The organism is Desulforhabdus sp. TSK, from assembly GCF_022836495.1.
Classification (GTDB): Bacteria; Desulfobacterota; Syntrophobacteria; order Syntrophobacterales; family Syntrophobacteraceae; genus Desulforhabdus.
Map to the genome: position 1 here is coordinate 96,383 of NZ_BQXM01000008.1, position 25,595 is coordinate 121,977.

Sequence of the window (25,595 nt, forward strand, 5' to 3'; positions counted from 1 at the left end):
TCAGGCTCCCATGCAGGGAGCATTTCTTGCCGGGAAACAGGAACTCCTTCCTATTGCGCCATCAGTGCTTCAGCAGTCTCCATGGCCTTTGCTTCCAGTGCGCTTCCGATTTGCCCCTGCCGTGTCAGAAAGGAGAGCTTCTCTCGATCGATGAGAAAGGGCTTTTCTCCGGCACGCCGGACGACATCGACTTCCAGATCCATGTAACGGGCACCGTAGGGATAGAGCTCAACGGGGGTATTGATATTGAAATATTCCCCGATGAGCTTCCCCTCCCGGGTGTAGTAGGAATGCTTGACATACCAAGCGCCCTCCTGGATTTCGGTCAACCCATGATCTCCGGGCTGGATGGGGATGTCGAGGCCGTCGTAGCGTCCTTTGGTAAAAGATCGTTTGAAAATCAGCCCCTGGCTGCTCGATTTCAACAGGATACCCTCCCTCGGGCGCATGGCCTTGCCCGAGGGCCGCATGTGCTCCATTTTGACGAGCCCGTTTTTCTCGAGGGGCAGGAGGATGTTCTCCAGGAATAAATTTTTTTCCAGAGAATCTTTCTTTTCGGGGTGCGTTCCCAGGAGAATCTCTGCTCTCTCCAAAGCCTTGCTGTTGATGATGCGCAGGCGGTGGTGGTTCATGAGGGTGGGCGTGACGGCGAATCGGAGGGCGTCCAATCTGGCCTTGGACGCTCCTGGAAATTCTACCCTGGCCTGCACGAGGTCTTCAGGCTGACGGCCGACGCAGGATTCCAGGAGAACGGCATCGAAGAGCTGCTCCTGCAGGAAGCTCAGGAACTGGCAAATGTTTTCCGGAGGTCCGGAAATTTCAACACCCTGCAGGTCTTCTCGATCCTGGATGAGTATGTCGCAGGGCACACTGTTGTGCTCGAGCTCAAACCGTTCGCGAATTTTGGCCGATGGCTCCACGATGTAATGCCCCGCGTCCAACAAGAGCCTGGTGAGAGCGGTGCTGTAGATGCTTCTGATTTTGATTCGGGCGGGCATGACGGCCACCTCCGGAAAAAGTTGGGGGTGTTCAACGATACGTTCCAGGGACAGGGCCAATGCGTTGTCACATGCTACCCGTCCAGTTTAACAGCTATAGATTTTTCCTGCGCGTCGGGAGGGACCGGTCAAGGATCCGGTCACTGTTCCATCCTGCCGCCACCCGACCTCTTTGGAGCTTGAAATTCAATCCCCAACCCTTACACAAGTTTGGTTTCAGAAAGACAGTACTTCACTTTTAAGGGGGATTGCAAGCCGAGAAAACGCCATGTGCCGGCCTGAGGATTCGCTCCCGACGCTTCACAGACCGGTGATCTACCCCATCGGCAAAAAGAAGCCGACAGATCCTGAGCTCTCAAAGGGGCATCCCGGGCTTCTCCTCTGCAATTTTTGCCTCTAAGAACTGCAGGAAGGCAGCCTCCTCCTCTCCGAAGTCCACTGCCAGTTCCGTCGTCACCACGATGGACTGGAGCCCGGCAGGGAGACGCACGTAGTCCTTTTCCGTGGTGATGAGAAAGTGTGCGTTGGCTTCTCGAACCGCCGTCATGAGAAGGGCTTTTTCAGCATTTCCATAGGGGGCATGATCCGGAAAACCGAGGCATCGGGAAAGCCTGACTCCTAACCTCCGGAGGGATTCAAAGAATGCTTCGGGGCGTGCGATGCCTGCAAATGCGACGGCGGGTTTGTGTTGGAAATGTTCACGGGAGAGGACCGGACCGGCAAGCCCCTGCCTCAAGCGGACCGTACGATGGCGACAGGAATAGATGGGTTTCCCTGGAAATTTTTCTCTCAGATACCGACGCGTCTTCCCGGAACGTTCCGGGTCATCGGCTCTCGTGAGAAGAACGGCATGGGCGCGGGAGATGCTCTCTATCGGCTCTCGCAAAGGACCCAGGGGAATCAGGGCGCCGTTTCCGAAAGGATCGTGAGTGTCGAGCAGCAGCAGGTCCAGGTTGCGTTTAAGCCTCAAATGCTGGAATCCGTCGTCCAGGATGAGGATCTGCGCTTGGTGCTTCCGGATGGCGGCTTCGCCCGAGCGGAATCGGTCTCGTCCCACCCAGACCGGGGTTGCCGGCATTTTTCGAGCCATGAGGACCGGCTCATCCCCGAAACGCTCCACGAGGGGAAGGGTGGGGCCTTCCGACGGCACACGACTGACGGAGTCTTTTTTTCTCCCATAGCCGCGACTCAAAATGGCTGTCTTCCAACCCGCATCGTGCAGGTGCTTCGCCAGCCACAGCGCCATGGGAGTCTTTCCCGTTCCACCGGTGGTGAGATTGCCGAGGCTGACAACATATGCGGGAAGCGCCCGGCATCGTTTGCGTGCCCGCTCCTGATCCCGGCGCAGCCCTAGGGCATAGAGCCGCTCCGCCCAGTGAAGGAATGGCATGAGGGCGGCGCACGGGCCCTTTGAATCCGGAGGGGGGTACCAGGTGCGGAGCAGGAGAGACGATGCCCTGCGGCGTATTTCCGTTTCCCAATGTTTGATGGAGTCGAAAGCTTTCATGCTATTTTTTCTTGTTCGAAGGTTTCTTTTCTCAAAGGATGCTGAACGGAGCTCCCGGTGAGTCGGGTTTGCCGGCTGCCAACAAGACGTTCGACAGGATACGTGAGCTCCTCCCATGAGACAATGGATTTTGGAGAGAAGGTGTCAAAAGCACACTCCAGTGCCCCTTGAAAACGTGGGGAAGGAATACAACAGGGTTGATTCATTTGTTGCACTTGGGAGTTGATGTGTTAGTTTTAGCTTTCGTGAAGAGAATAACGATTCCTGAGGAGGTGCGTTGTGTCTGAGAATGGGATGTACGATCTGATCATTGTGGGAGGGGGCCCGGCGGGGCTGACGGCAGGACTTTATGCCATGCGGGCGGCACTGAAAACGGTACTCGTCGAAAAAGGAGTAGCCGGTGGCCAGGTGGCGATCAGTGACAGCGTGGAAAATTATCCGGGAATCGAGGAGATCAGTGGTTTCGATCTGTCCAACAAGTTCCTCCAGCATGCCAGAGCTTACGATCTGGAAGTGGTCAACCAGGAAGTCGTCGCCATCGAGCCGGGTGTCGAACACCACACGGTGCAGCTTGCCAACGGGGTTTCCCTGAGAGGGCATGCAGTCATTCTGGCTGCAGGTGGAAGCCCAAGGAAGTTGAACATCCCCGGCGAAAGCGAATACTATGGAAAGGGCGTTTCCTATTGTGCCACCTGCGACGGTTTTTTCTTCAGGGGTAAAACCGTCGTGGTGGTCGGCGGCGGCGATACGGCCATGGAAGAGGCGCTCTATCTTGCCAAACTTGCCAATCACGTTTATCTGCTGCACCGCCGGGATGCTTTGAGGGCGAGCCGCATTTTGCAGCAGCGGGTCATGGCCGAATGCAAGATCGAGATCCTCTGGAACACGATCCCCGTGGAGATCAAGGCCGATGAAGGGGGAGTCTGTGCCGTGCGCATCCAGGATACGAAGACGGCGGAGCAGCGGGAGCTCGCTGCAGACGGTTTTTTTGTGTTCATCGGATTTTTCCCGAACAACCAGCTCGTCCCCGCCGGGGTCAAGATGAATGCCGATGGGTATGTGGTGACGGACGAAAAGTGTGAAACGGGGATTCGCGGCCTTTACGTCGTGGGAGACCTGAGGGAAAAGTACGCCCGGCAGATCGTTATCGCAGCTGCGGATGGATGTACTGCCGCATTGGCTGCCGCTCATTTTGTGGAGTCCAAAAAGGCGGCATCCCTGGCATGCGAGGCTCCTGCGGAATTGTTCAGCAATCCCTAAAACGTTCGGTTCTCCCGGAGGGTATGGGCGTACCTGTGGCCGGGAAAGACAGCCCGGTTGGGGCAGCCGCCGCCACCAAAGCAGGTTTCGATCTGGTGGCCTTTCACCTGGCTTTCCATGTTGCTCAGGAATTGCTCCCGACATGACTTGACATGATCCATGCGCACCGCTGCAGCGCCGGAAGCCGCCGCAAGCTCTTCCACCCTCATTCGTACCTTCTTGCGCACGAAAAAGGGAACACGGGACACGGCATCTTCGGCTTCTTTCGTCCATTTCATATGAGAGACACTCCTCTTCCAGGGGGATGTTCACGGTTCTTCAAAAGGCATCTATTCAATCCATTTTGTTCATGCTATTTGTAGCATAACTTTTTGAAGATTCTATTGACGCAGATCAAAAGACTGGAACATGTTCTGGTTGCGACGGATGGGCAGCCGGGAATGAAGGGAGCGTTTACGAGCCGGGATGGGCAGAAAATACGATGAAACAGAACACAAAGCCTGCCTCTCTCTGGAATTCGACGTCCTTGCCCTGGAGACCCTCTATGCAAGGTACAACCGGAAGGAGTACATTCATCCCGATCCCCTGGAATTTCTTTACCAGTACGAGGATACAAGAGACCGCGAAATTGCCGGATTGCTGGCCGCCTGTCTCGCCTATGGGCGCGTGAATCAAATTTTGAAGAGTGTCGCTTCTGTGTTGCGTCCCATGGGGCCATCCCCCTTCGACTTTGTCATGGGAAATTCTCTGGGCGATTTCAGGGGGACTTTCAAGCAATTCAAGCATCGCTTCACAACGGGGGAGCAAATGGCGAGCTTCCTGAACGGAATCAGGAAAGTTCTCCGGGGTTATGGCTCGTTGCAGGCTTGTTTCCTCTTCGGCATGTCGGATAGGGACACCACGGTGCTTCCGGCTCTCACGATGTTCGTGCGGGAGCTGTCTGCCTGTGCGGAATACAACCTGGAAATGTTCCTGCCTGCACCTGAAAAAGGAAGTGCCTGCAAACGTCTGAATCTTTTCCTCCGGTGGATGGTCCGATGCGACGCTGTGGACCTCGGTGGATGGACGGGGATTGATCCGGCAAGCCTGATTGTCCCCCTGGATACCCACATGCACCGAATAGGACGGCTGCTGGGATTGATTTGTCGCAAGCAGGCGGATATGCGGTCGGCCCTGGAGATGACAGAACATTTCAGGCGCCTCATTCCCGAAGACCCGGTCCGATACGACTTTGCGCTGACTCGACTGGGGATACGGGATGATTTGTCCTTCACAGTGGCAGGCGCTGCCGGAGGTGATTATAGAAAGTTTTCGGCTTGAAAGGTTTTCTTCCTGCTGGCATGGTGCAATGGTCAATTCCCTATGGAGCTAATAGCAAAGGAGGCAGAGAATGAGTAAGTGCGATGTGAAACTGTATGCCCTGAGTACCTGCAGCCACTGCAGAAATACGAAAGATCTTCTGAACAATTGTGGCGTGGAATACGAGTGCATCGACGTCGATAAGTTGACCGGTGACGAGCGTAAGGCGATTGTGGAAGAGATTCGGCAGATCAACCCCAGTTGCTCATTTCCTACCATCGTCATTGGGGACAAGGTCATCGTCGGGTTCAGGGAGGATGAGATCAGGGAGGCCCTGAATTTATGATGACTGTCGAACAGCTCTATGAAGCACTGAGAAAGGTCCAGGAACCCAAAGGCTACTTTTTCAACAAGGACAAGGAAAAGGTTTTTGAACTGCTCGAAGGCCTTCTGATCAATAAGGACCGCTACGGCTATATGGCCTGCCCATGCCGGTTGGCGTCCGCTGACAGGGAATGGGACAAGGACATCACCTGCCCATGCGTCTATCGAGAGCCCGACGTGAAAGAATACGGCAGCTGTTATTGCAGCCTCTATGTATCCAAAGAATGGAATGAAGGCAAAATGGCCTGCGTTTATATTCCGGAGCGCCGACCGGTGGAGAAAGTCCTCGGAAAACTCTAGTGCTCCGTCAAATTAGTCAGACCGGGCAAAACAACACCCCCTGCCCCATTGAAGGGGAGCAGGGGGGCTGAACGTCACGGCACATCCCCCTTAATCCCCCTTCAAAGGGGAACTTCAAAACCTCCCGGACCAGGTGATGACTTTCCCTGAGCCGTTGCTTCTCCTTCAGCCAAATCATTCAAGCCTTGCCTAAAGCCAATTCTCTCTTATTTTTAAAATAATATGGCATTCAACAGCTTTGTACGGACAATATTTCATGCGTTCATGAGTATGGCGTATTTGGGAAGGGAGAGAGTGCTATGGATAAAAGACTGTTGGAGCTCGCGGTGGAAATGGTTCAGAGTCAGGTGGCCATGAATAAGATGAGTGAGGATGAAATCGAATCCTCACTCATAAGATTATATAATGTCTTACACAAGATGCAGCGTGCCGAGTTGGAAGGCAGGGCTCTCCCGATGGAGGAGGGGGAAGGCGTCGAGCCTTATACGGATTCGGTTAAGCCCATGACAATGGATCCTCGCGCTTCCATTCAGGAGGATAAAGTGACCTGCCTGGAGTGCGGATTGGAATTCCGGCAGTTGACGGCGAATCATCTCCAGAGCCACCAGTTGACACCCAGGGAGTACAAGAGAAAATGGGGTTTTCCTCTGAAGCAGCCTCTGGCGGCGAGGGTGTTGACCCGGTTGCGCAGTCGATCGGCCAAAAAGCGTGGTCTGCCTCAAAAGCTCAAGCAGTACCTGGCCGAACGGCGGCAGAGGAAAATGGCATTGGAATCCAGTGCCTCTTGAGGATGTGGTGATGAAAGCCACGAATGAGGGGGCTTGACCTTTTTCTCTGAGGGCAGGCTGCAAATCGGTGGTTCCATTGGAGGAAGAAAGTGTGTGGAATCCCTGATTCCTGTTTCAATCTCCCTGTGCATTGCGCTCATAGAGGGATTCCAGGGCTAGGCGATGGACCCTGATTTTTTGGAGGGTTTCCAGGAAACGCCTTTGAAATCTGTTGGACTCAAGGCTCAGGATTTTCATCTGCGCGTCGCAGAGGAACCACACGCAGACATAGGGGCGATGAAACCGGGAGAGCATACATCCTTTTTCACCCAGGTACCGACAGGTTTCCCAAGGACGGGAGCGTGTCTGGCCAGGGGGAATTTGGGTGTTGAGAGCCGTCAGGTACAAAAGATCCGCCTGGTTGAAAAATACCTCCTTTCCCGTGCAGCAGGGGTCCTGGCAGCTGGGGCAGGTTTCCATGCAGTACCGGTGCATGAGAGGATCCAACCATTCAATGCCCCAGGTGATACAGTGCATGGAGTGCTGAACTTTTTCCTGGTCCAGGGCCGAAATTTCGTCTCTTATCCTTTCAGCTGCTTCCCGCCATTCCATTGAAGACATGGGATACCGGTAGCGAGGGGACTCTTCACTCTTTTGAACGATCGGCAAAAGGCAGTCTTCTGCTATGCTCCCGGGGAATAATCTTTTGCGTCTCACGGTTTGAAATTCAAGCCTATGCTATGAAGTCATGCTCCACGGGGCGCACCACCAGGACGGGGCAGGGGGCGTTGTTCACCATGCTCTGGGCCACACCCCCAATGGACCCTCCTGCAAGAGCCGTGTTTCCCTGGCTCCCCACGACGATCAAATCGATGGATAATTCCTTGGCCAGGTTGACCACTTCTTCAGCGGGCTCTCCCTTGCGGAGGAGAAATTCTACGTCCAGCCCCTCTCGCAATTCTTCCGGAACGAACTCCTTCAGTTCGTTTTCCCGATCCACCATGAGCTTCTTCATGGCTTTCAGGAAATCGCCCTTGTACCCTTTGCTGCTGAGCTGCTGCACCGCATCGATGATGCGCTGGTTGACCATGTGGAGGAAATAGATGCGTGCATTCTGATTCCTCGCGATGGTCAAACCGAAGTGAACCGCCAATTCAGAATCTTTCGAAAAGTCAACAAGCACCAGAATCTTATTCACCGAGATCATCGCTCTTCCTCTCCATCCTCATATCATCATCACCATCGCTGCATGCATGGCGGCTTTTAAGAACCCTTTTCATGAGGCCGGCGCAAAAAATTCCCGCCTCCCCGACAGCTTCTCCCCACCCCAACCTTGTTGACCGAAGCAACTTGCGTCATTCCGGCGAATGCCGGAATCCAGGGGAATAAAGACTTTCTGGCCCCCGTTTTTCGCCGGGGTGACGTTGAGTCAACAACAGTGTCTCCACTGCCAGGGCAGATGTGTGGAAAAACTTTTTTTATCTATTACCACAGATTGCCATGTCTATCTATCATTCTCTCCAGTTGTTCAACGGGCAGGAAAGACAATTCGGTTTTCTTCTGCAATGAAGGTGTCCCGTGCGGACCAGCAGGGCATGGTATTCCTGAAAGAACGTCACGTCCGGTTCCAGGGCTTGCATGAAGTACTCTCTCAGGCTGTGGTAATCCACCTCTTCACCAACCCATCCATGGCGGTGGAAAATGCGGTGGGTGTAGGCATCCACTACGAAAGAGGGGTGAAAGGCTGCGTAAAGGACAATGCAGTCCGCTGTTTCGGGTCCTATCCCATGGACGTGCAGGAGCTCCCGGCGCAGATCGTCCATTTCCCGGGAGAGGAGGGTCGAAAGATCTCCCTGCCACTGCACTCGGAGATATTCGCAGAACGCCTTCAGCTTTCGCGCTTTTTGGTTGTAATAGCCTGAAGAACGAATCATCGGCGCCAGTTCTGACACGGGCAGGTCCGAGAGCGCCTCAAAATTCAGGAGTCCGTGCTGGCGCAGGACCTGTATGGACTGGCGGACATTTTTCCACGAGGTGTTTTGAGTGAGAATAGCTCCAATGATGACCTCGGAGGGTGTCTCGGCAGGCCACCAGTGCTGGGGGCCAAAAGCATGGTAGAGACGCTCGTACACCGCCAGCAGGAGCTCACGACGCTTTGAAATCATACCCCAAGGCTCTCGTTTCTCTCAATGCACACAGGGTTTTTCAGATTTCCTGTCGTCCTGTCGTCGACTTTCTTTCGCGGGATGAAATGCTGAACGGAAGACGGGTGTGTGCCGGCGGACCGCAGACCGGAGCCAGATAGGGATGCATGTCCCACATGCGAGGAAATATTACAGAAAATTGGATTCTGGGCGGTCTGGAGCGGGTAGCAGAGGTCGACGCGCATGGCGATGAAGTGTCCGAAGGGATGCCAGGTAAAAAAACGCGATTTTTCAAATAAATGGATGAACTTGAGGACATTCATGGGGAGAGTGATGGAAGTCTCCCAGCGCAGTGGAACGGAACCTGAAAGAACGTCCCGGACGATATGCTGCAGCTCGAAAACACTGAAAAAGTGGGCGTGATTGAGGAAGGATGTCTTCCACAGGCGTTCCAACCACCTCTGGAGGGAGACAATGGAGTATCGATTCATGGTTCCCAGGAGGACGGAACGGCGTGCTACGCGAAAGGCCTCCCGGAGCGCTTCCACGGGGTTGTTCACGAACTCCAGGGTATTGATGAGCGCCACCACGTCAAAGGCATTGTCCTCATAAGGGAGATCTTCCGCATGGCCGTGATCCAGGGTGATGCACGCGGGCAGGCGCCTGCGAGCCAGCTCCCGCATGGACAATGAAGGTTCGAGGCCGGTGGCCTGATGCCCCTGGTCGTGAACCCATCGAAGAAAATGGCCTGCCCCGCATCCTACCTCGAGGATTGACTGGGGAGAGAAAGGCGCCCAGAGACGGCGGAGCAATTCCCTCTGGATCTCCCAGACGATTTGCCCCTGGTCTGATTGGAACCATTCCTCGTAAAGCTTTGTATCTTCAGCGCGGAATACATAACCCACGTAAAATGTCCCTTCCCGATTGATTTCCCTTCGAGATTCCCCACATTCCCATGACTTCGGAGCCGCCGCGGATGCACGCCCCTCGAAAGCTCCCTCAACACAATGAAAGGAGAGGGACTTCTCCTTCTCCTTTCATTTCATTATAAAACGAGCATTTGCGGCGTTGCGGTGTCAAGGTTTTCCGTGCAGTAGAATATAACCACTCTGTCTTTGACAATCAGCCTCTCAGGGGGTTCCTCCCCTCAGCGTTTCTTGATTTCCAGAATGGCCCCCCTCGCGCCGGATGTCACGAGATGGGCGTAGCGGGCCAGGTAGCCTTCCTTGACGCGGGGCTCGGGCGGCTGCCATCCGTTCCGGCGGCTTTCCATGACGGCTGCGTCAACGAGGAGCTCGATCTTCTTGTTGGGGATATCGATGCGAATCTGGTCCCCTTCCTGCACCAGCGCGATGGGGCCTCCCACAGCCGCTTCGGGAGAAATGTGGCCGATGGCTGCTCCCTGGGTGCCCCCACTGAAGCGTCCATCCGTGATGAGGGCCACGTCTTTCCCCAGGCCCAGCCCCATGATGGCGGCGGTGGGCGTGAGCATTTCCTGCATGCCGGGTCCGCCTTTGGGACCTTCATACCGGATCACGACCACATCCCCTTTTTGGATGTGGCCTTCCAAGATGGCCGAGGCTGCGTCGGACTCACTTTCATAGACCCTGGCCCTTCCCGTACGCTGGAGCATTTCGGGCGCTACGGCCGATTGCTTCACGACGGCTCCCTCGGGGGCGAGGTTTCCATAGAGCACCGCGATGCCACCCTCCTTGTGATAGGGATCAGCGCTGCTGCGAATGACCTGGCGGTCGAAGATAACCGCCTCTGCAAGGTTTTCCCCGACGGTTTTGCCGTTCACCGTCTTGAGGTCGAGGTGAATGAGGTTTTGAGAGGCGAGCTCCTTCATGACGGCCTGGACACCGCCGGCCGCATTCAAGTCCGCGAGAAAGTGAGGGCCGCCGGGTCGGAGGCTGCAAAGATGCGGCGTGCGTGCACTGACGGTGTTGAAAAGGTCCAGCTCGAGGTCGATCTTCGCTTCGTGGGCGATGGCGGGAACGTGAAGCACCGTGTTCGTGGAGCAGCCGAGGGCCATGTCCACCGCCAGGGCATTTTCAAAGGCCGCCCGGCTGGCGATGTCGCGGGGCCGGACGTTTCCCTTGACCAGATCCAGGACCTTCATCCCCGCCGTTTTGGCGAGGCGGATACGCGCGGCAGTGACCGCCGGAACCGTTCCGTTGCCGGGAAGCGCAATGCCCAAAGCCTCGGCCAGGCAGTTCATGGAATTGGCCGTGAACATTCCGGCGCAGGAGCCGCAGCCCGGGCACGCACACTCTTCCAGGTCCAGAAGCTCCTCTGCACTCATTTGGCCGGCCTTGTAAGAGCCCACTCCCTCGAAAACCGAAATGAGATCCACCTGCTGGTGTCCCTTGTGGCCGGGCATCATGGGACCGCCGCTCACCAGGATGGTGGGAATGTTCAACCGCATGGCTGCCATGAGCATTCCGGGAATGATCTTGTCACAGTTGGGGATGAGGACAAGGCCGTCGAAAGGATGCGCCGTCGCCATGATTTCCACTGAATCGGCAATGAGCTCCCGGCTGGCCAGGGAATAGCGCATTCCGGGGTGGTTCATGGCGATGCCGTCGCACACTCCGATGGTGTTGAACTCAATGGGGGTTCCTCCGGCCATGCGGACCCCGGCTTTGACGGCTTCGGCAATTTTGTCCAGATGGATGTGGCCGGGTATGATTTCATTGGCGGAGTTGGCGATGCCGATGAGGGGCCGTTCCAATTCCGATTGCGTATATCCCATGGCTTTGAAAAGGGACCGATGTGGAGCCTTTTCCACTCCCTTTTTCATAGCATCACTTCGCATTTCGTTGTCTCCCGTGAGTGTGGATGTATGTATCGATGGGTGGTGCTGTGAATTGCCCTGCCTGCAAAACAGTTCCCTAAAAAATTACTGTATCTTCAATATCCTTGGCAAGGGGAAAAGGAAATATTTGACCTGAGGTTTTCTTGTGAAAAAAGTTGACAATAGGGAATACACTTTTTATAATTCATAAGATTTTAAATGACTTTGTGCAGTTATGCGGCAGGAGGATTCTGTATGGAAGTGCAGCACCAAAAGGCGCTTTATCCCATCGGCATTGTTGCTGAATTGCTGAGTATTCATCCAAGAACGCTTCGGATCTACGAACAGGAGGGCTTGATCAAGCCCGCCAGAAGAGGAGGGAAGCGGTTTTATTCCAATAATGATCTTCAGTGGCTCAAATGTCTCCGCAAACTGCTGACGGACGAGGGCCTCAACATTGCCGGCATCAAGAAGCTCCTGACCATCGCTCCCTGTTGGAATATCCGCGGGTGCAGTGAAGAAATGAGGAAACAGTGTCCCGCGATCCTCAATTTCCCCGTCCCCTGCTGGGATTTGGTCCCGCGCGCATGCAAGGACAGAGGTCAGAACTGCTCGGAATGCGAAGTCTATCTCAAGAAAATGAATCATGTCATGGTGGAAAAGTGCCTTGACGACAAAGCCGACTCACAGCAATAGCATAAAAATTTACACCAAATCTGCCATTTTTCTTGCCCCCTGAGCTTTTGGGAAAGGTTCACTTTTCCGTGAAAACCGTTTTTGGCCCCGTCCCTTCGCGGCGTCTGGGGCGTTCCCTGGGTATCGATGTGATACCCGCCAAGACTTGCACTTACGATTGCGTCTACTGTGAATCCGGCCCCACGACCCATTTGACGATCCGGAGACATTCCTTCATCGACCCTGGCCGGGTCATGCACGATCTGGAAAGCTATTTCCACGATTATCCCCAGGGCGCCGATGTGCTTACCTTTTCCAGCGCGGGTGAGCCCACGCTCTATGAGCCGCTGGGCCAACTGCTGGGAGACATCAAGAGGCGCTTTCCGCAATTGCCTCTGGTGGTGCTCACCAATGGCTCCCTCCTCTGGGATCCGCGGGTCCGCCAGGATCTGTCCGCAGCCGATCGGGTTGTTCCGTCCCTGGATGCTGCTACCCTGGACGTTTTTCAGCGCATCAACCGCCCCCATCCCACGCTGGATCTGCCCCGCATACTGGAAGGCCTCCAGGCCTTTCGCAAAGAATATAGCAAGCAGTTTTACCTGGAAATCATGCTCGTTGCAGGGATCAATGACCATGCCGAGGAGCTGCTGGAGATCCGCCGTGCGGTGGACCGTTTGCGCCCCGACCGCATCGAGCTGAACACCGTGGTTCGCCCGCCCGCCTATGGGTATGCCAGGGGGCTTTCCGGCAAAGCCATGGAAGAGGTGCTCCGTTTTTTCCCCGCCGAGACGAGCGGCGTCATCGGGTGCTTCGAGGGGGCCGCCCCCGTGATGGACAGCCAGGACCTTCCATCACGTGTGCTGGAACTGGTGCGCCGCCGCCCCTGTACCCTCCCGGAAATGGCTGCATCCCTCGGGGTTCCCCTGGAAAGCCTCGGGGACACTCTCTTTCATCTTCTACAGAAAAATCACCTGATCCGCTATCGGTTCAACGATCTGGATTACTATCGCCCTGGGTCAGCCGGAAAATGAAAACGGGGCGCCGGAGATCGCCGTGACGGCTAGTACCAACGATCACAATTGAGCAGTTGCTGACCTTGATGTTTTTGTAGGAGCGGCATCCTGCCGCGACAAAGGCTGCGATTACCCGTAGCTGTCACGGCTGGAAGCCGTTCCTACAGAAAAATGGTCGTGTATTTATGATCTCCGGTACTAGCGAGCGGGCACATGCTTCTTCGGGGGCGTCGCCTTGAGGATTTCCACGGGATGCTCGGGGAGAACGCGTGTGATGAGGGTCTGAGCAAAAAGCCGACGCGCCAGTTGTTGAATATCCCTGCTGCTGACTTTCCGGATCAACTCTCCGTACTTCCTGTCATAATCCCAGCCCAGTCCCAGGGCTTCGTTGATGGCGGCACTCCGGGCCTGCGTATCCAGACTTTCCAGTGACAGCTGGTGCACGGTGATCAGCATGTCCTTGACAGTCTCCAGTTCCTGCGGGGATACGGGCTCTTCCATCAACCGTTTGAGGTTTGCCAGGATGATCCCCTGGACTTTTTCAAGGTTGTTCAGGGTGGTTTGAGTCAGGATGCCAAAAAAGCCGGCACGGACTCCATAGAAAGGAGAGGCTCCCACCACGTAGACGAGGTCTTCCTTTCCTCCACGCAGCGCATCAAAGAGGCGGCCCCCCGGGTTTCCCTGGCCGGAGAGGATACCGTCCATAACATCCAGGACAGGTTTCTCCGCGTTGTCTATCGCCAGCCCGTTCGTTCCGATAAAAAGCGATGCGGCGCTTTTCTCGTTCTTCTTTTCCACCACGCGGTTTTCCGTCAGAGGATTCGTTTCCTCCATGGGCGGCGGCAGTGCCGTTTCCCGACCTTCCCACCGCTCGAACAGTTCTTGAATTTTGGGCAGCAGCTTGTCCGTATCCACATCGCCATACACGGCGAGAACGGACTGTCGTGGGTTCAGCATGCGCTGGTAAAAGGCCAGGACGCCTTCCCGGGTGAAGGACTGGACGGATTCCGGGGTCCCCAGGCGGTCATTTCCATAAGGACTTTGCTGAAAGTAGTTCTTTTTGAAGAGGCGGATCACCTCATGCTGCCAGCTTTCATCCTGGCCCTGGATGGCCAGCAGGGTCTCCTGCCGCTTCTTTTGAACTTCCTCCTGGGGAAACTGAGCGTTTTGAGCCACGTCGGCCAGGACATCCAGGGCGAGGTCCAGATCTTCCTTGAGGACCTTGATGGAGACATGATACGTGTTGTTGTCCGAACGGCTTTCAATGCCGCCCCCCACCTCTTCGATGGCGAGGGCGATGTCCTGCTTCGTTCGCCTGCTGGTTCCCGCCGTCAGCAGGGATGCCGTGAAAGAGGCGATGCCGGGTTGATCCAGGTCCTCGATGCTCAGGCCGCCCTTGCCGTAGAGGTGCAGAGTCACCAGGGGAAGTGAGGCGTCTTGCTTCAAGAGCACCCGGAGGCCGTTGTTCAAGGTGCGGGATTGGATCGAGGAGGCAGGAAGGGATGCGGCAGGTGAGGCCGTCTGCCTGTCGGAGACGGCGCCCTCTGTCTTTTCAGGTTGTATGACTGCCACATTGCGGCGCTCCGCCTTGAGATAGCGCTGAGCGACCTCCTGGATTTGCTCGGGGGTGACCTTGCGGATTTCTTCGACATAAACTTCATCGAAATACGGGTTCCCAGTATAGACGTAGGAAGAGCCCAGCGAAGAAGCCAGGGAGGAAACCGTCTCCTTGTCGAACACATGCTGAGCAATGGCGCTCTTTTTCGCCTTTTCCAACTCCTCACTGCTCACGGGCTCGGTCTTGAAACGCTCCAGTTCCTCTTCTACACTCTTGAGAACCCCCGGCCAGTGTTGAGGGTCCAGGGTCAGGGAGACGAAAAACTGTCCCTGAACGAAATGAGGTGTCCAATTGGCGGCGCTGACGCTCAGCACCAGGTTTTCCTTGTCTTTCAGGCGCGTGTACAGTCGGCTGGTGCGCCCTTCACCCAGGAGGAGCGCCAGCACGTCCAGGGCGTACAGGTCCTTGTCGTCGATCCTGACCGAGGGAAACCCCACCATCGCCTGGGTGAGCCGCGCAATGGGAAGCTTTTTTTCTTCCCAGCGTGAAGCCACCTGAAGGGGCTCCTGAGGCAGGACGGGAGGTGCCGAGGCCTTGCGCTGAAAAGATTTCGTCTTACCATCGATGAATTCCACGACGCTTGCGGCCTGCACATTCCCTGCAACGACGACGGTCATGTTTTCCGGTTGATAACGCGCTTTATAATAGCGGAGGAGGGCGTCTCGGTCCGAATGGACAAACACCTCCTCGTAGCCGATGATGGGATTTCTCACAGGATGCACCCTGTAGGCCGTCTGAGCAAAAATCTTCCAGAGCTCGCGGTCGGGATCGTTTTCTCCCATCTTGATTTCCTGTTGGATGACCGCTTTTTCCCGTTGCACTTCCCCGGGATCGAGCTTGCTTTCGCTCACATAGGAGAGGAGAAGATCCAAAGCGTCTTTCCAGCGCCCTGCAGCCGTGTTGATATAATAAAGGGTCCGGTCGTAGGAGGTGCTGGCGTTGGTGGAGCCTCCCATGCGCTCCAGCCGCTTCTTGGCTTCTTCTTCCGTGAAGGATTGCGTGGACCCTCCCGAGACGACGTGCTCCAGGTAGTGCGAGAGCCCTGCCGACAGGTAGTCCCCCTCATAAATGGAGCCCGCTTTCACGAGGACCTGCACGGAAACGATATCCACATCTTTTTGCTCGTGAACGAGAACGGTCAGACCGTTTTTGAGAACGACAAAAAGATCGCCGGGCTTCGAGGCCAGCACCCGTTGCACCGAAGCCTTCAGAGAGGCTGGAAGCTCTGGAACTTGCAGGGAATCTCCCGAGGAATGACTGAAAGGAGCTCCCGTCAGGACGAGGAAAGAGCAAAGGATCCCCATGAAGCATTTTTTCATCATCTGGCTTGTTCCTTCTTCAGAATCAAAATGAGCACGTACACGCATTACGGATTGAGAACTTCATTTTTTGTAGGAGCGGCATCCTGCCGCGACCGGCTCACTGTCGCGGCAGGATGCCGCTCCTACGAAAAACAGGGAGCTATCACATCGGAAATTTTATACCTTAATTGCGTATAAATTCTTCGCTCCTTTATAAACCCTTTATAACCGGCCTTCCTGAATCAGGCTACCGATGAGTCGATGTCTGTGGACCGGACCCTGCTGGGTCATCCATTGCAGGGGAGGGCGTCTCAATCCGATCACCTGCCACTGGTGCCGACCGTACCCCCATTCCACGCAAATGTCGTCGAGCTGCGCCAGGTGCACGAGACGATGCGTGGCTTCGAGGATTTCCTGCAGGCGGAGGTGGCCCGGCGGAATGAATGCGAAGGCGGCGGGTCCTGCCCCGTCACTGACGCACCGAAGGGCGGCTACGCATTGAAAATGAACGCAAACGAGGTCTATGCGGTCCTCCCAGGGGATGTGCTCCTGAACAACCAGGGGATTGAAACGTTGGGACAGGTCCTCCAGGGCTTCGAGGTCCTCAACGAAATGAGCACCGGCCGACGCAACGCGCCGCCCCATGGCCCAGAGGGGAAACCGAAAATCTTTGGGGATGTTCCGCTTTTGCCGCATTCCAAAATAGATGCGGGTGTGCGGATGAGGCCATTGGAGGCACTGAAAGAGATTTGCCTGCAGGACGTTGGATCGCTGATAGTGATACGTGGTGGCAAGGGGAAAGGTCGGGATGCCTGCAGCCTGGAAAAGGCCCGCATACCGTGGAGTGGGAAAAAAGACGCGGTGTGCCCGACGGAGCAATTCTTTTTCCTCGGGGGGATAATCGTGGATAGCCGGTCTGACGCCCAGAGTGAGGACCGACGGGCAGGAGCGAAGAAAAGGGGCCAGTGCGATCCTGGTGTTGTCCGTCCGACCATTCATATCCGTGGGAGCTCGTTGCTATACCGATCCTCGTCCGCCCTGGGGGCTCGGGGGAAGCATGAAGGATTGCACGGCCTTCGGGAGAGGAACTGCAGGCGGAGCTGGGAGTGCAGATCCACCGAAGGTCAATTCATGCTTGGATTGAGGAGTACATCGGGGTGAACCCCGTAGTTGTAGCTGCGCATCCTGAAATAGTTTTCCAGGAGGCCGATGCGCTGATCCACGTAATCGTAAATCTTGAGCTTGCCGCCTTCGCCGTTCCCGTTGGTGTGGATTTCACCGATGGCGTTGGCGAGCGTCTTGCGAAAGTAAGTGGGAACAGTCAAAAAAAGGACGCTGGAATGCAGCATCCTGGAGCATTCCGTCAGGGTCTGGGGGGTCACAAAAAGCGCTACAGGTTCAGAAGGAAGAGGGCTCCGGCAGCCGGAGGAGCCGTTGCCGGGGGAATCCCCATCCGACGGAGCCCCTGTCTTACCCGCCGGTAAGAAGGTGTGGACCTTGATGTCCCTGTCATTCAGCTCCGCACGCAGGACCTCGTCATGATTCTCGTCTGAGGAAAGGACCAGCAACGGATGGGAAGCCTTCCGAATCTCGCGCTCGATGTCGTCGGCGATAATGCGGATGCGCGCTTTGTCCTGCATGAGAGATTGCAGCATGGGGGCGTAGTCGGCGCGGGAATGGTAGGGGTATTCAAACTCCGTAGGCCTTGCGATGACATGGGCGTGGATGATCCCCCGTCCTTCCCGTGCGTCCTTTTCATTGATGGCATAAACGACGTCTCCCACATAGTAGTAAACGATGCGGGAAAGGCGGTCTTTGCGTTGTGTCGTGTTGGAAAGGCCCAGCATGTAACGGGTGTCGAAATTGGGGATGGTGTGCGTGATGACCTTGGCGGGGCACCGCTGGCACTCATCCACGATGAGATAGCCCACCTGATCCGCGATCTTCTTCCAATGGCGCATGGCCTCACCGGTGTGGGAGATGGTGATGTTTTTCCCCACCCGGTGAGCCCCTTCGGAAAACACCCCGATTTCAGAGGTGGGAATTTGAAGGAAGTTTTCGATCTTGGTGAGCCATCCCTGGAGCAGCTCCAGCTTGGGAATGAGAATGAGGGTGGGTTGGCGCCGCTGGGCGATGGTGTAGAGCGCAATGACGGTCTTGCCGCTCTTGTGTCCCCCGACCAGCGTGGCGAAATCCTTTTCCAGGAGCGCCTCGGCCGCCTCCTGCTGGTAGCTTTTGAGCTCACCATGAAATTCCAGAGGGCGGGGATCGAAAGACCTCCGATGATCCACCAGTCGAAAGGGCTGCTGGCACTTTCTGCACAGTTCAATCAACTGGTCCAGAAAGCCCCTGGGAAGGAGATAACTGCGGCCCTTCTGGCGCAGGCAGCTGATTTGGGGAGGGATATTCCCGATCCATTCCCCTCGGTTGTGCCGCATCTCGTATTCGGGGTTGGTGAACACCAACCGCTCATGAATCTTGCGCTCCAGCAACGGATTCAGTCCCTCCGTGGGAATCTTGATCGAGTCGGCAATCAGTATGCTCAGCACTTTTGCAAACATCTTGGATACCTTTCACAGCTGGAAAGCCACCGAAATGAAACTTGCTTCAGAAAATACCCGCCTGAAACGGCTGTAACGCATCCTCCGGTGATGGACAAAGCGCTCCACCGAGGGGCGAAAAAGAGTGTCGAGGCGCACCATTTGTTACCATATTTCACCGTTCTTTGGCTTCAGATCGGAGTTGCACTTCAAAATCTTTAAACAAAGAAGCGGATCGTCTTCAAAGGAAGACTTAGGCAACTCCAAAGAAATAACCTACCAAAGGATGGCTTGCTTTGTAGGAGCGGCTTCCAGCCGCGACCAAGCGCATGGCGGCTTCTCCGATGTCGCGGCTGGAAGCCGCTCCTACAGTTCTGGTACTCTATTATTTGTGAGCTGCCTTATTCCCTAGAATATTAGTATGGAATTAATGCTCTGCCAAGGGGCAAATCTGTCTAAACTTCTGGGAACCGATCAATCCTGATACTGGGAGAACGATTGTGCTAAAATAAAAACGTGTGAAAACTTATTGTGCAGGCGTCACTCTGCCCTGCTGCGTCGACTGAAGCAAACCCACCCACCAGAAAAGGACGGCCCCATGGTAGACTTTTCCCAGGATTCCATTGAAATCCTCAGCCACCTGGCACTTGAGTATCAGCAAAAGCAGAAAGAATTGGACGCAATCCTGGAAAACGCAGACCCCGAAAAAATCCTGCAGCAGTTGAGCTTCCGCGCGGAGCTCACTACCGATCACTTCAGGGGTGCACAGAGAGCTCTCCTCGGTCTGCTTTCCCTTGGTGACGATGGCGAAAAGAGCCAGGCCAGACAGGCTGCCGTTGCGCTTTTCCGGTGCTTCGACGAAATGCGCATTCTGTTTCAGGCCGTAGCAGCGCTTCCCTCCAAGACGGATGGCTGAGCCCTCCAGGAATTCCGGGGCCCCTTATTTCTTCAGCAAGAAGAAATAAAGCCTTCCTGGATGCTTCATTCTGCCGGCCGTCCATTCGGCCGCTTCACCCGTGCCGCAAAAAAGATCCGCTCGTCCGGGCCCCTTGATGGCCCCTCCCGTATCCTGGTTCAGGACCCATCGTTGCAATGGCTCCCATCCCAGGACCTGGCCCTGGGCGTCCAGACGAGGCTTTTTTGTTTCTAAAAATGCCAATGCGCCCTTGGGAAAAAACTGCGGGTCCGTGGCGATGGACCGTCCCGCCGTCAATGGCACATTGATGCTTCCGATGGGACCTGTATCTATCCATCGGAAAAAAACATAGCTTTCATTATAGGAAAGAATTTCATCCCGCTCCAGGGGATGATTCCTCAAATAGTCCTTGAGGCTTTGGAGTGTTATCTCTTCTGCCGCCATCACTCCTTTTTCCAGGAGATATTTCCCGATGCTGCGGTAGGGATGTCCATTGGCACCCGCATATCCAACCCGCCGCATTTTTCCATCGGGCAGTCGGAGCATACCGGACCCCTGAACCTGCAGGAAGAAGACGTCGATGGGATCTTTGAGCCATGCCAGCTGGCAGCCCGTCGTTTCCAGTTTCTTGCCGGTGTCGATGTCCTGGCGGGTATAGTACGGAACGACGCGGCTTCCTTCCACGCGCCCTACAATTTTTTGATCAGAATACAATTTTGGATTGAAAGATGCTAGATCAATCGTCACCAAATCAGGCGGAATGCGATAAATGGGGTATAAAAAATCACCACCCCGCTGCATCGCTGCGTCCAGAACGGGCTCATAATATCCCGTCACAAGGGATTCCCCCGAGGACTCGGCGCTGCGGCTTCGGTATATATCGAAGGTCCGGGCAATGGTGGCGGGATCGATTTTATGGGCGTCCAGGAGTTTTGAAAATTCCTTCAGCGTGGCTTTGAGCTGGTCTGCCCGGAGCGGCATATCGCCCAACGAAAACATTCTGTCGTCCGGGATGCGGTCATAGAAGGAAATGCTTCCTGCGACGGCCTGGCGCAACGAGTCCACGTCCAGGTCATCCTCGAAGGCGGGGATCTCACTCAGGGGGACGGGCTCGAACCCCGGGGCTCTTGCCGGGCCCTCTTTCATGGGGGGCGAGCAGCTCCAAAGCAGGCACACGAGGAGAATCTGCAGCAGCCCGGACACAATCCTGGCCGGAACGTTGGACATCGGCATGAGGCAAAAGGCCGTCAATCGGCTCGGAAAAAGGGTTAGATGCATTTCATGCACCTGACTCCACTGTGCTGTTTACGGGTGATAACCTGTATGCTGTTAACGGTTGATAAGCTGGCTTTTGTAGGAGCGGCTTCCAGCCGCGGCAAAAATAATCGATGGAAAAAGTCGCGGCTGGAAGCCGCTCCCACGAGCAAAGCAAGTAGTTCAGATCTCAGCCTTGCGGAGGCGCCGGCAATACGATGCGGTTCCCTTGATCAGGTCCCCATCTCCCAGGAATTGAGATACTTCTCCTGCTCGGGCGTCAGGACGTCAATGCGCACCTGCATGCTTTCGAGCTTCAATCTTGCGATTTCCTTATCGATTTCGAGTGGCACGCGATACACTGCCTTATCGAGGGACGCATGGTGCAGGTACATGTATTCGGCGCAGAGGGCCTGGTTGGCAAAGCTCATGTCCATGACGCTGGAGGGGTGGCCTTCGGCGGCCGCCAGGTTGATGAGGCGCCCTTCCCCCAGGACATAGATGTGCCGGCCGTTCTTGAGGGTGAATTCCTCCACGAAGTCCCGGATCTGGCGTCGCGCGGAAGAAAGACCCTCCAGGGCGTCGAGATCGATTTCCACGTTGAAATGCCCTGAATTGGAAACAATGGCCCCGTCCTTCATGACTTCAAAATGCTCCTGCCTGAGGACGTGCATGTCGCCGGTGAGAGTGCAGAAAAAGTCGCCCAGCTTGGCGGCTTCCGCCATGGGAAGGACCTGGTAACCATCCATGACGGCTTCCAGGGCTCGCAGGGGATCGACTTCCGTGATGATGACCTTGGCTCCCATCCCCGCCGCCCGCATGGCGACACCACGACCGCACCATCCGTAGCCGCTCACGACAAAGTAGGAGCCCGCCAGGAGGCGATTGGTGGCCCGGATGATTCCGTCGATGGTGCTTTGGCCGGTGCCGTAGCGATTGTCGAAGAGATGTTTGGTGTCTGCATCATTGACGGCGATGATGGGATACTGCAGGACCCCTCTGTCAGCCATGCTTCGAAGGCGAATGACACCCGTGGTGGTTTCTTCCGTGCCCCCCAGGATTCCGGGCAGCAGCTCCTTGCGGTCGGAATGGAGAATGCCCACCAGGTCGGCTCCATCGTCCATGGTGATCTGGGGTTTGCCTCCGAGGACGGCGTGGATGTGGCGGTAGTAGGTCTCCTTGTCCTCTCCCTTGATGGCAAAGGTGGGAATCTGATCGTGGATGGAGAGGGATGCCGCGACGTCGTCCTGGGTGCTGAGGGGATTGGAGGCGCAGAGACGGACGTCGGCCCCGCCGGCCTGGAGGGTTTGAGCCAGGAAGGCGGTTTCCGTCGTGACATGAAGACATGCCCCCAGGCGGAGGCCCTTCAGGGGTTTTTCCTTCTTGAAGCGCTCCTGGATGGAGCGCAGGACGGGCATGGATTGAGCGGCCCACTCGATGCGGAGCTTTCCCTTTTCCGCCAGGCTTTTGCCCTTGATATCGAATTCCATTGAGTCTCCTTGAGTTATGCTCTGCATGGACGAGATCGTGACTTTTTGCTGACCCCGTAGGAGCGGCTTCCAGCCGCGACATGGATAGCTGATTCCCAAGAGAGTCGCGGCTGGAAGCCGCTCCTACAAAAGTCCAAATTTCAACCGATCCCAGTATCTCATGAAAATCCCCCTCGATCCCCCTTTGATAAAGGGGGAGGCACAAAGCCACCTCCCCTTTGATAAAAAGGGAGGTGCAAACTTTCACTTTGATAGAGAGGGTAGCGTACATTCCCCCCCCCTAATAAAGGGGGGCAGGGGGGATTTTATCGTTCAGGTGAAGATCAACGCACGTTTAACGATCAGATACCCGCCTTCTCGCGAAGGGCTTCCACCATGTCCGTCTTTTCCCACGAAAAATCGGGGTCGTTCCGGCCGAAGTGGCCGTAACACGACGTCTTTCGGTAGATGGGGCGGAGCAGCCTCAGATGGCTGACCATGTTGGACGGCTTGAAGCTGAAAAGCTCCCGAACGATCTCGGAAATGCGGTCGGCGGGAATTTTGCCGGTTCCAAAGGTATCGATCATGAGGGAAACAGGCTCGGCCACGCCGATGCTGTAGGCAACCTGTACTTCCACGCGGTCGGCGAGTCCCGCCGCGACGATGTTCTTGGCGACGTAGCGGGCCATGTACGATGCCGTGCGGTCGACCTTGGAGGGGTCCTTCCCCGAGAAGCATCCGCCGCCGTGGCTTCCCTGGCCCCCGTAGGTGTCGGCGATGATCTTGCGCCCCGTCAGGCCGCAGTCGCCCATGGGGCCGCCGATGACAAAGCGCCCGGTGGAATTGATATAAAACTTGGTCTTGTCGTCGATCAATTCCGCCGGAATGACTTTCTTGACGACCTCTTCGATGATGCCTTCCCGGATGTTCTTGTAAGAGACGGCGGGGGTGTGCTGGGCGGCGATGACGATGGTATCCACCCGCTTGGGCTGGTGGTGATCGTGGTATTCGACGGTGACCTGGCTTTTTCCGTCGGGGCGCAGGAAATCGAGCACTCCGTTTTTGCGCACTTCCGCGAGCTTGCGCGTGAGGCGGTGGGCATAATAGATGGGCATGGGCATGAGCACCGGCGTCTCGTTGCAGGCGAATCCGAACATCAAGCCCTGGTCCCCGGCTCCCTGTTCTTCGAACATCCCTTCCCCGGGGTTCACGCCCATGGCGATATCGGGCGACTGTTTGTCGATGCTGGTGAGCACCGAGCAGGTTGCCCAGTCGAACCCCATGTCGGAATCGTTGTATCCGATGTCCTTGATGGTCTGTCTCACGATGTCGGGAATATCCACCCAGGACGAAGTCGTGATCTCACCGGCGACGAAGGCCAGGCCGGTCGTTACCAGGGTCTCGCAGGCCACGCGTGCCGCCTTGTCCTGCTGGAGGATGGCATCCAGGATGGAGTCCGAAATCTGGTCGGAAACCTTATCGGGATGCCCTTCGGTTACGGATTCTGAAGTGAACAAAAAATGACTCATGGACATGATGAAATCTTCTCCTTCTTGTAAGGCTTGTTATTCTCACCCAGGAGGACCACCTTGGGCTCGTGGTTTGCGATTTCATGCTCCTCGTAGTGGGCATAGGTGACGATGATGATGAGGTCTCCCCTGGCTCCCATCCGGGCCGCCGCTCCATTCAGGCAAAAATCCCCTTTTCCTGCGGGTCCCGGAATGGCATAGGTGTCAAACCGCGCGCCGTTGTGGACGTTGTAGACCTTGATCTGTTCATAAGGGAGGATGTCCGCGGCCTTCATGAGCTCCTCATCGATGGTGAGGCTGCCTTCGTAATGGAGGTCGGCGTCGGTGACGCGTGCGCGGTGTATTTTGGATTTGAGCAGCAAGCGTTGCATTGTTTTCTCCTGAAGTCATGGAATGCGGTTTGAAAGAAGTGTCCTTCACGCGGAAGCATTTAAAACGCGGTTGTCGATGAGGCGGGTGGCTCCCACAAAGACAGCCAGGGCCAAGAGGACGGGACCCTCTATTTGCGAAGCCTCCTGGAGTGTCTCGGGGTGGCGCATTTCCGCATAATCGATGCGCATGTCTTTTCCTGCTTCCAGAATGTTCCTGACCCGGGCCAGGACCGCCGCGCTGTTCCTTTCTCCCTGCCGGACCAGTGTTTGAGCTTCCCTCAAGGATTGACTCAGTCGTAATGCATTCTTTCGCTGCTCGGAATTCAAATAGACGTTCCGGCTGCTCATGGCCAGACCATCCTCCTCCCTGACAATGGGATGGCCGAGAATTTCAATGTCCATGTTGAGGTCTTTGACCATTCTGCGGATGGCAACGAGCTGCTGAAAGTCTTTTTCCCCAAATATGGCCGTGTGGGGCTTCACGATGTGGAAGAGCTTGCCCACGACCGTGGTGACGCCCTGAAAATGCCCGGGGCGGCTCTTGCCGCACAGGGGGCGCGTCACTTCCGTGACTTCTATGTGGGTTTGATATCCCTCGGGGTACATGTCCGTCGCCGAAGGTGAAAAAGCGACATCGACGCCGACTTCCTTCGCCAGGCGGACGTCGCGCTCCATGTCTCGCGGGTACCGTTCGAAATCCTCTCCGGGACCGAACTGTATGGGGTTGACAAATACACTCATCACGACAATGTCTGCATGATTCCGGGCTTTCTGCATCAAAGTCAGATGTCCCCTGTGCAGATAGCCCATGGTGGGCACCAGGGCGATCCTTTTTCCTTCCCGACGCCAGGCGTCGGCCTGCTGCTGCATCTCGGAAACCTTTTCGATGATGCGCATGGGTTCTCCTTCTTGTGCTGAGTCGGACCTGCTCCGATTCTACATCCGTTCCATGGCCGCAATGCCACGGAAGCCTCAAAATGTTTCTGGTCGTTTCGTCCCGGTTCCAGCTCAATCCAGGCGAAAACCAATCCTGATAAAACCGGCTGTTCAGTAACAAGGGAGCTCATTTTTGTCAAGAATTATATCGAATTGGGAGAGCCACTCGCTCCCTTGCCGGAACGACCCGAGGGAGGGGCGGGAAGAAGGTCTTAACGGGGGAATTTATCAGAATGAGAATGGCTGCTTCGATACGCGCATCTTTATCTTGATAAATGGCTGGATGATCGTATAGAAATTTTGATGGCTGATTACGGCCTATAAGAGGCTGTCTAAAAAATGAGTCAATCACTCTGAACATGCACCTTGTTTTGTCATTCCGGCGGTTCTTAAGCCGGAATCCAGGTTTTTCGTTGGGGTGGATTCCGGCTAAAAGACTGCCGGAATGACGAGGAAACGAATTTTTAGAAAGCCTCAGGCAGCTGACAAATAATAGGGTACCAAACCTGTAGGAGCG

At 55.7% G+C, this 25,595-nt stretch carries 24 protein-coding genes; 8 read left to right on the forward strand and 16 right to left on the reverse strand.

The annotated features are described in order from the left end of the window. Positions 1-50 precede the first annotated feature (50 nt). Positions 51-998, reverse strand: a complete 948-nt coding sequence (locus tag MWC30_RS06810) for a DUF402 domain-containing protein (RefSeq protein ID WP_244083410.1) — start codon at positions 996-998, stop codon at positions 51-53. A 355-nt stretch (positions 999-1,353) separates the two neighbouring features. Next, positions 1,354-2,505 (reverse strand): tetraacyldisaccharide 4'-kinase, encoded by a 1,152-nt coding sequence (gene lpxK / locus MWC30_RS06815; protein ID WP_244083411.1) that lies wholly within the window; start codon positions 2,503-2,505, stop codon positions 1,354-1,356. A 279-nt stretch (positions 2,506-2,784) separates the two neighbouring features. Between lpxK and trxB the strand changes: the two genes are divergently transcribed. Then, positions 2,785-3,765 carry a thioredoxin-disulfide reductase gene (gene trxB / locus MWC30_RS06820; protein ID WP_244083412.1) on the forward strand — a complete coding sequence of 327 codons (981 nt, stop codon included), beginning with the start codon at positions 2,785-2,787 and terminating at the stop codon, positions 3,763-3,765. Here trxB and MWC30_RS06825 read toward each other — a convergent pair. Next, positions 3,762-4,043 carry a PCP reductase family protein gene (locus MWC30_RS06825; protein WP_244083413.1) on the reverse strand — a complete coding sequence of 94 codons (282 nt, stop codon included), beginning with the start codon at positions 4,041-4,043 and terminating at the stop codon, positions 3,762-3,764. The genes trxB and MWC30_RS06825 overlap by 4 nt on opposite strands. Positions 4,044-4,230: 187 nt before the next feature. On the opposite strand from MWC30_RS06825, the gene MWC30_RS06830 reads away from it, so the two are divergent. From MWC30_RS06830 to MWC30_RS06845, 4 genes are all read left to right on the forward strand, one after another. Continuing rightward, complete coding sequence (locus MWC30_RS06830; protein ID WP_244083414.1) at positions 4,231-5,085, forward strand: TIGR02757 family protein; 855 nt, start codon at positions 4,231-4,233, stop codon at positions 5,083-5,085. 70 nt (positions 5,086-5,155) lie between these two features. Further along, positions 5,156-5,410 (forward strand): glutaredoxin family protein, encoded by a 255-nt coding sequence (locus MWC30_RS06835; protein ID WP_244083415.1) that lies wholly within the window; start codon positions 5,156-5,158, stop codon positions 5,408-5,410. Then, entirely contained in the window at positions 5,410-5,748 is a 339-nt protein-coding gene (locus MWC30_RS06840) for a ferredoxin-thioredoxin reductase catalytic domain-containing protein (protein WP_368860813.1), read from the forward strand. The genes MWC30_RS06835 and MWC30_RS06840 overlap by 1 nt, the downstream gene beginning before the upstream one ends. Positions 5,749-6,047: 299 nt before the next feature. Beyond that, entirely contained in the window at positions 6,048-6,536 is a 489-nt protein-coding gene (locus MWC30_RS06845) for a MucR family transcriptional regulator (RefSeq protein WP_244083417.1), read from the forward strand. A gap of 114 nt (positions 6,537-6,650) precedes the next feature. On the opposite strand, the gene MWC30_RS06850 is transcribed toward MWC30_RS06845, so the two are convergent. The 5 genes from MWC30_RS06850 to ilvD all read right to left on the reverse strand — a co-directional run bounded on the left by MWC30_RS06850 (position 6,651) and on the right by ilvD (position 11,477). Further along, on the reverse strand, positions 6,651-7,184 hold the full coding sequence (locus MWC30_RS06850; RefSeq protein ID WP_244083418.1) for a hypothetical protein: 534 nt from the start codon (positions 7,182-7,184) through the stop codon (positions 6,651-6,653). A gap of 64 nt (positions 7,185-7,248) precedes the next feature. After that, entirely contained in the window at positions 7,249-7,722 is a 474-nt protein-coding gene (locus MWC30_RS06855; RefSeq protein WP_244083419.1) for a universal stress protein, read from the reverse strand. A 304-nt stretch (positions 7,723-8,026) separates the two neighbouring features. Then, positions 8,027-8,680, reverse strand: a complete 654-nt coding sequence (locus tag MWC30_RS06860; RefSeq protein WP_244083420.1) for an endonuclease III domain-containing protein — start codon at positions 8,678-8,680, stop codon at positions 8,027-8,029. After that, positions 8,677-9,564, reverse strand: a complete 888-nt coding sequence (locus tag MWC30_RS06865) for a class I SAM-dependent methyltransferase (protein WP_244083421.1) — start codon at positions 9,562-9,564, stop codon at positions 8,677-8,679. The genes MWC30_RS06860 and MWC30_RS06865 overlap by 4 nt, the downstream gene beginning before the upstream one ends. Positions 9,565-9,806: 242 nt before the next feature. Continuing rightward, complete coding sequence (gene ilvD, locus MWC30_RS06870; protein WP_244083422.1) at positions 9,807-11,477, reverse strand: dihydroxy-acid dehydratase; 1,671 nt, start codon at positions 11,475-11,477, stop codon at positions 9,807-9,809. Between the two features lie 234 nt (positions 11,478-11,711). On the opposite strand from ilvD, the gene MWC30_RS06875 reads away from it, so the two are divergent. Then, complete coding sequence (locus tag MWC30_RS06875; protein ID WP_244083423.1) at positions 11,712-12,152, forward strand: MerR family transcriptional regulator; 441 nt, start codon at positions 11,712-11,714, stop codon at positions 12,150-12,152. Between the two features lie 68 nt (positions 12,153-12,220). Then, the gene (locus MWC30_RS06880; RefSeq protein ID WP_244083424.1) at positions 12,221-13,162 is read left to right on the forward strand and encodes a radical SAM protein; all 942 of its coding nucleotides are present in this window, start codon (positions 12,221-12,223) and stop codon (positions 13,160-13,162) included. A gap of 180 nt (positions 13,163-13,342) precedes the next feature. On the opposite strand, the gene MWC30_RS06885 is transcribed toward MWC30_RS06880, so the two are convergent. The 3 genes from MWC30_RS06885 to MWC30_RS06895 all read right to left on the reverse strand — a co-directional run bounded on the left by MWC30_RS06885 (position 13,343) and on the right by MWC30_RS06895 (position 18,624). Then, positions 13,343-16,084 (reverse strand): pitrilysin family protein, encoded by a 2,742-nt coding sequence (locus tag MWC30_RS06885; RefSeq protein WP_244083425.1) that lies wholly within the window; start codon positions 16,082-16,084, stop codon positions 13,343-13,345. A gap of 201 nt (positions 16,085-16,285) precedes the next feature. Beyond that, on the reverse strand, positions 16,286-17,062 hold the full coding sequence (locus MWC30_RS06890) for a hypothetical protein (RefSeq protein WP_244083426.1): 777 nt from the start codon (positions 17,060-17,062) through the stop codon (positions 16,286-16,288). Between the two features lie 125 nt (positions 17,063-17,187). After that, a complete protein-coding gene (locus tag MWC30_RS06895; protein ID WP_244083427.1) occupies positions 17,188-18,624 on the reverse strand; it encodes a DEAD/DEAH box helicase in 1,437 nt (478 codons plus the stop codon). A gap of 577 nt (positions 18,625-19,201) precedes the next feature. Here MWC30_RS06895 and MWC30_RS06900 point away from each other — a divergent pair. Next, entirely contained in the window at positions 19,202-19,519 is a 318-nt protein-coding gene (locus tag MWC30_RS06900; protein ID WP_244083428.1) for a hypothetical protein, read from the forward strand. A gap of 24 nt (positions 19,520-19,543) precedes the next feature. Here the strand turns inward: MWC30_RS06900 and MWC30_RS06905 are convergent, their stop codons facing one another. From MWC30_RS06905 to panC, 5 genes are all read right to left on the reverse strand, one after another. Further along, positions 19,544-20,797, reverse strand: coding sequence for a murein transglycosylase A (locus MWC30_RS06905; protein ID WP_244083429.1), 1,254 nt, complete (start codon positions 20,795-20,797; stop codon positions 19,544-19,546). Between the two features lie 209 nt (positions 20,798-21,006). After that, positions 21,007-22,263, reverse strand: coding sequence for an adenosylhomocysteinase (gene ahcY, locus MWC30_RS06910; RefSeq protein ID WP_244083430.1), 1,257 nt, complete (start codon positions 22,261-22,263; stop codon positions 21,007-21,009). Positions 22,264-22,604: 341 nt separating this feature from the next. Beyond that, entirely contained in the window at positions 22,605-23,777 is a 1,173-nt protein-coding gene (gene metK / locus MWC30_RS06915) for a methionine adenosyltransferase (RefSeq protein ID WP_269467778.1), read from the reverse strand. Further along, complete coding sequence (gene panD, locus MWC30_RS06920) at positions 23,768-24,142, reverse strand: aspartate 1-decarboxylase (protein WP_244083431.1); 375 nt, start codon at positions 24,140-24,142, stop codon at positions 23,768-23,770. The genes metK and panD overlap by 10 nt, the downstream gene beginning before the upstream one ends. Before the next feature lie 45 nt (positions 24,143-24,187). Further along, on the reverse strand, positions 24,188-25,039 hold the full coding sequence (gene panC / locus MWC30_RS06925; protein ID WP_244083432.1) for a pantoate--beta-alanine ligase: 852 nt from the start codon (positions 25,037-25,039) through the stop codon (positions 24,188-24,190). Positions 25,040-25,595 lie beyond the last annotated feature (556 nt).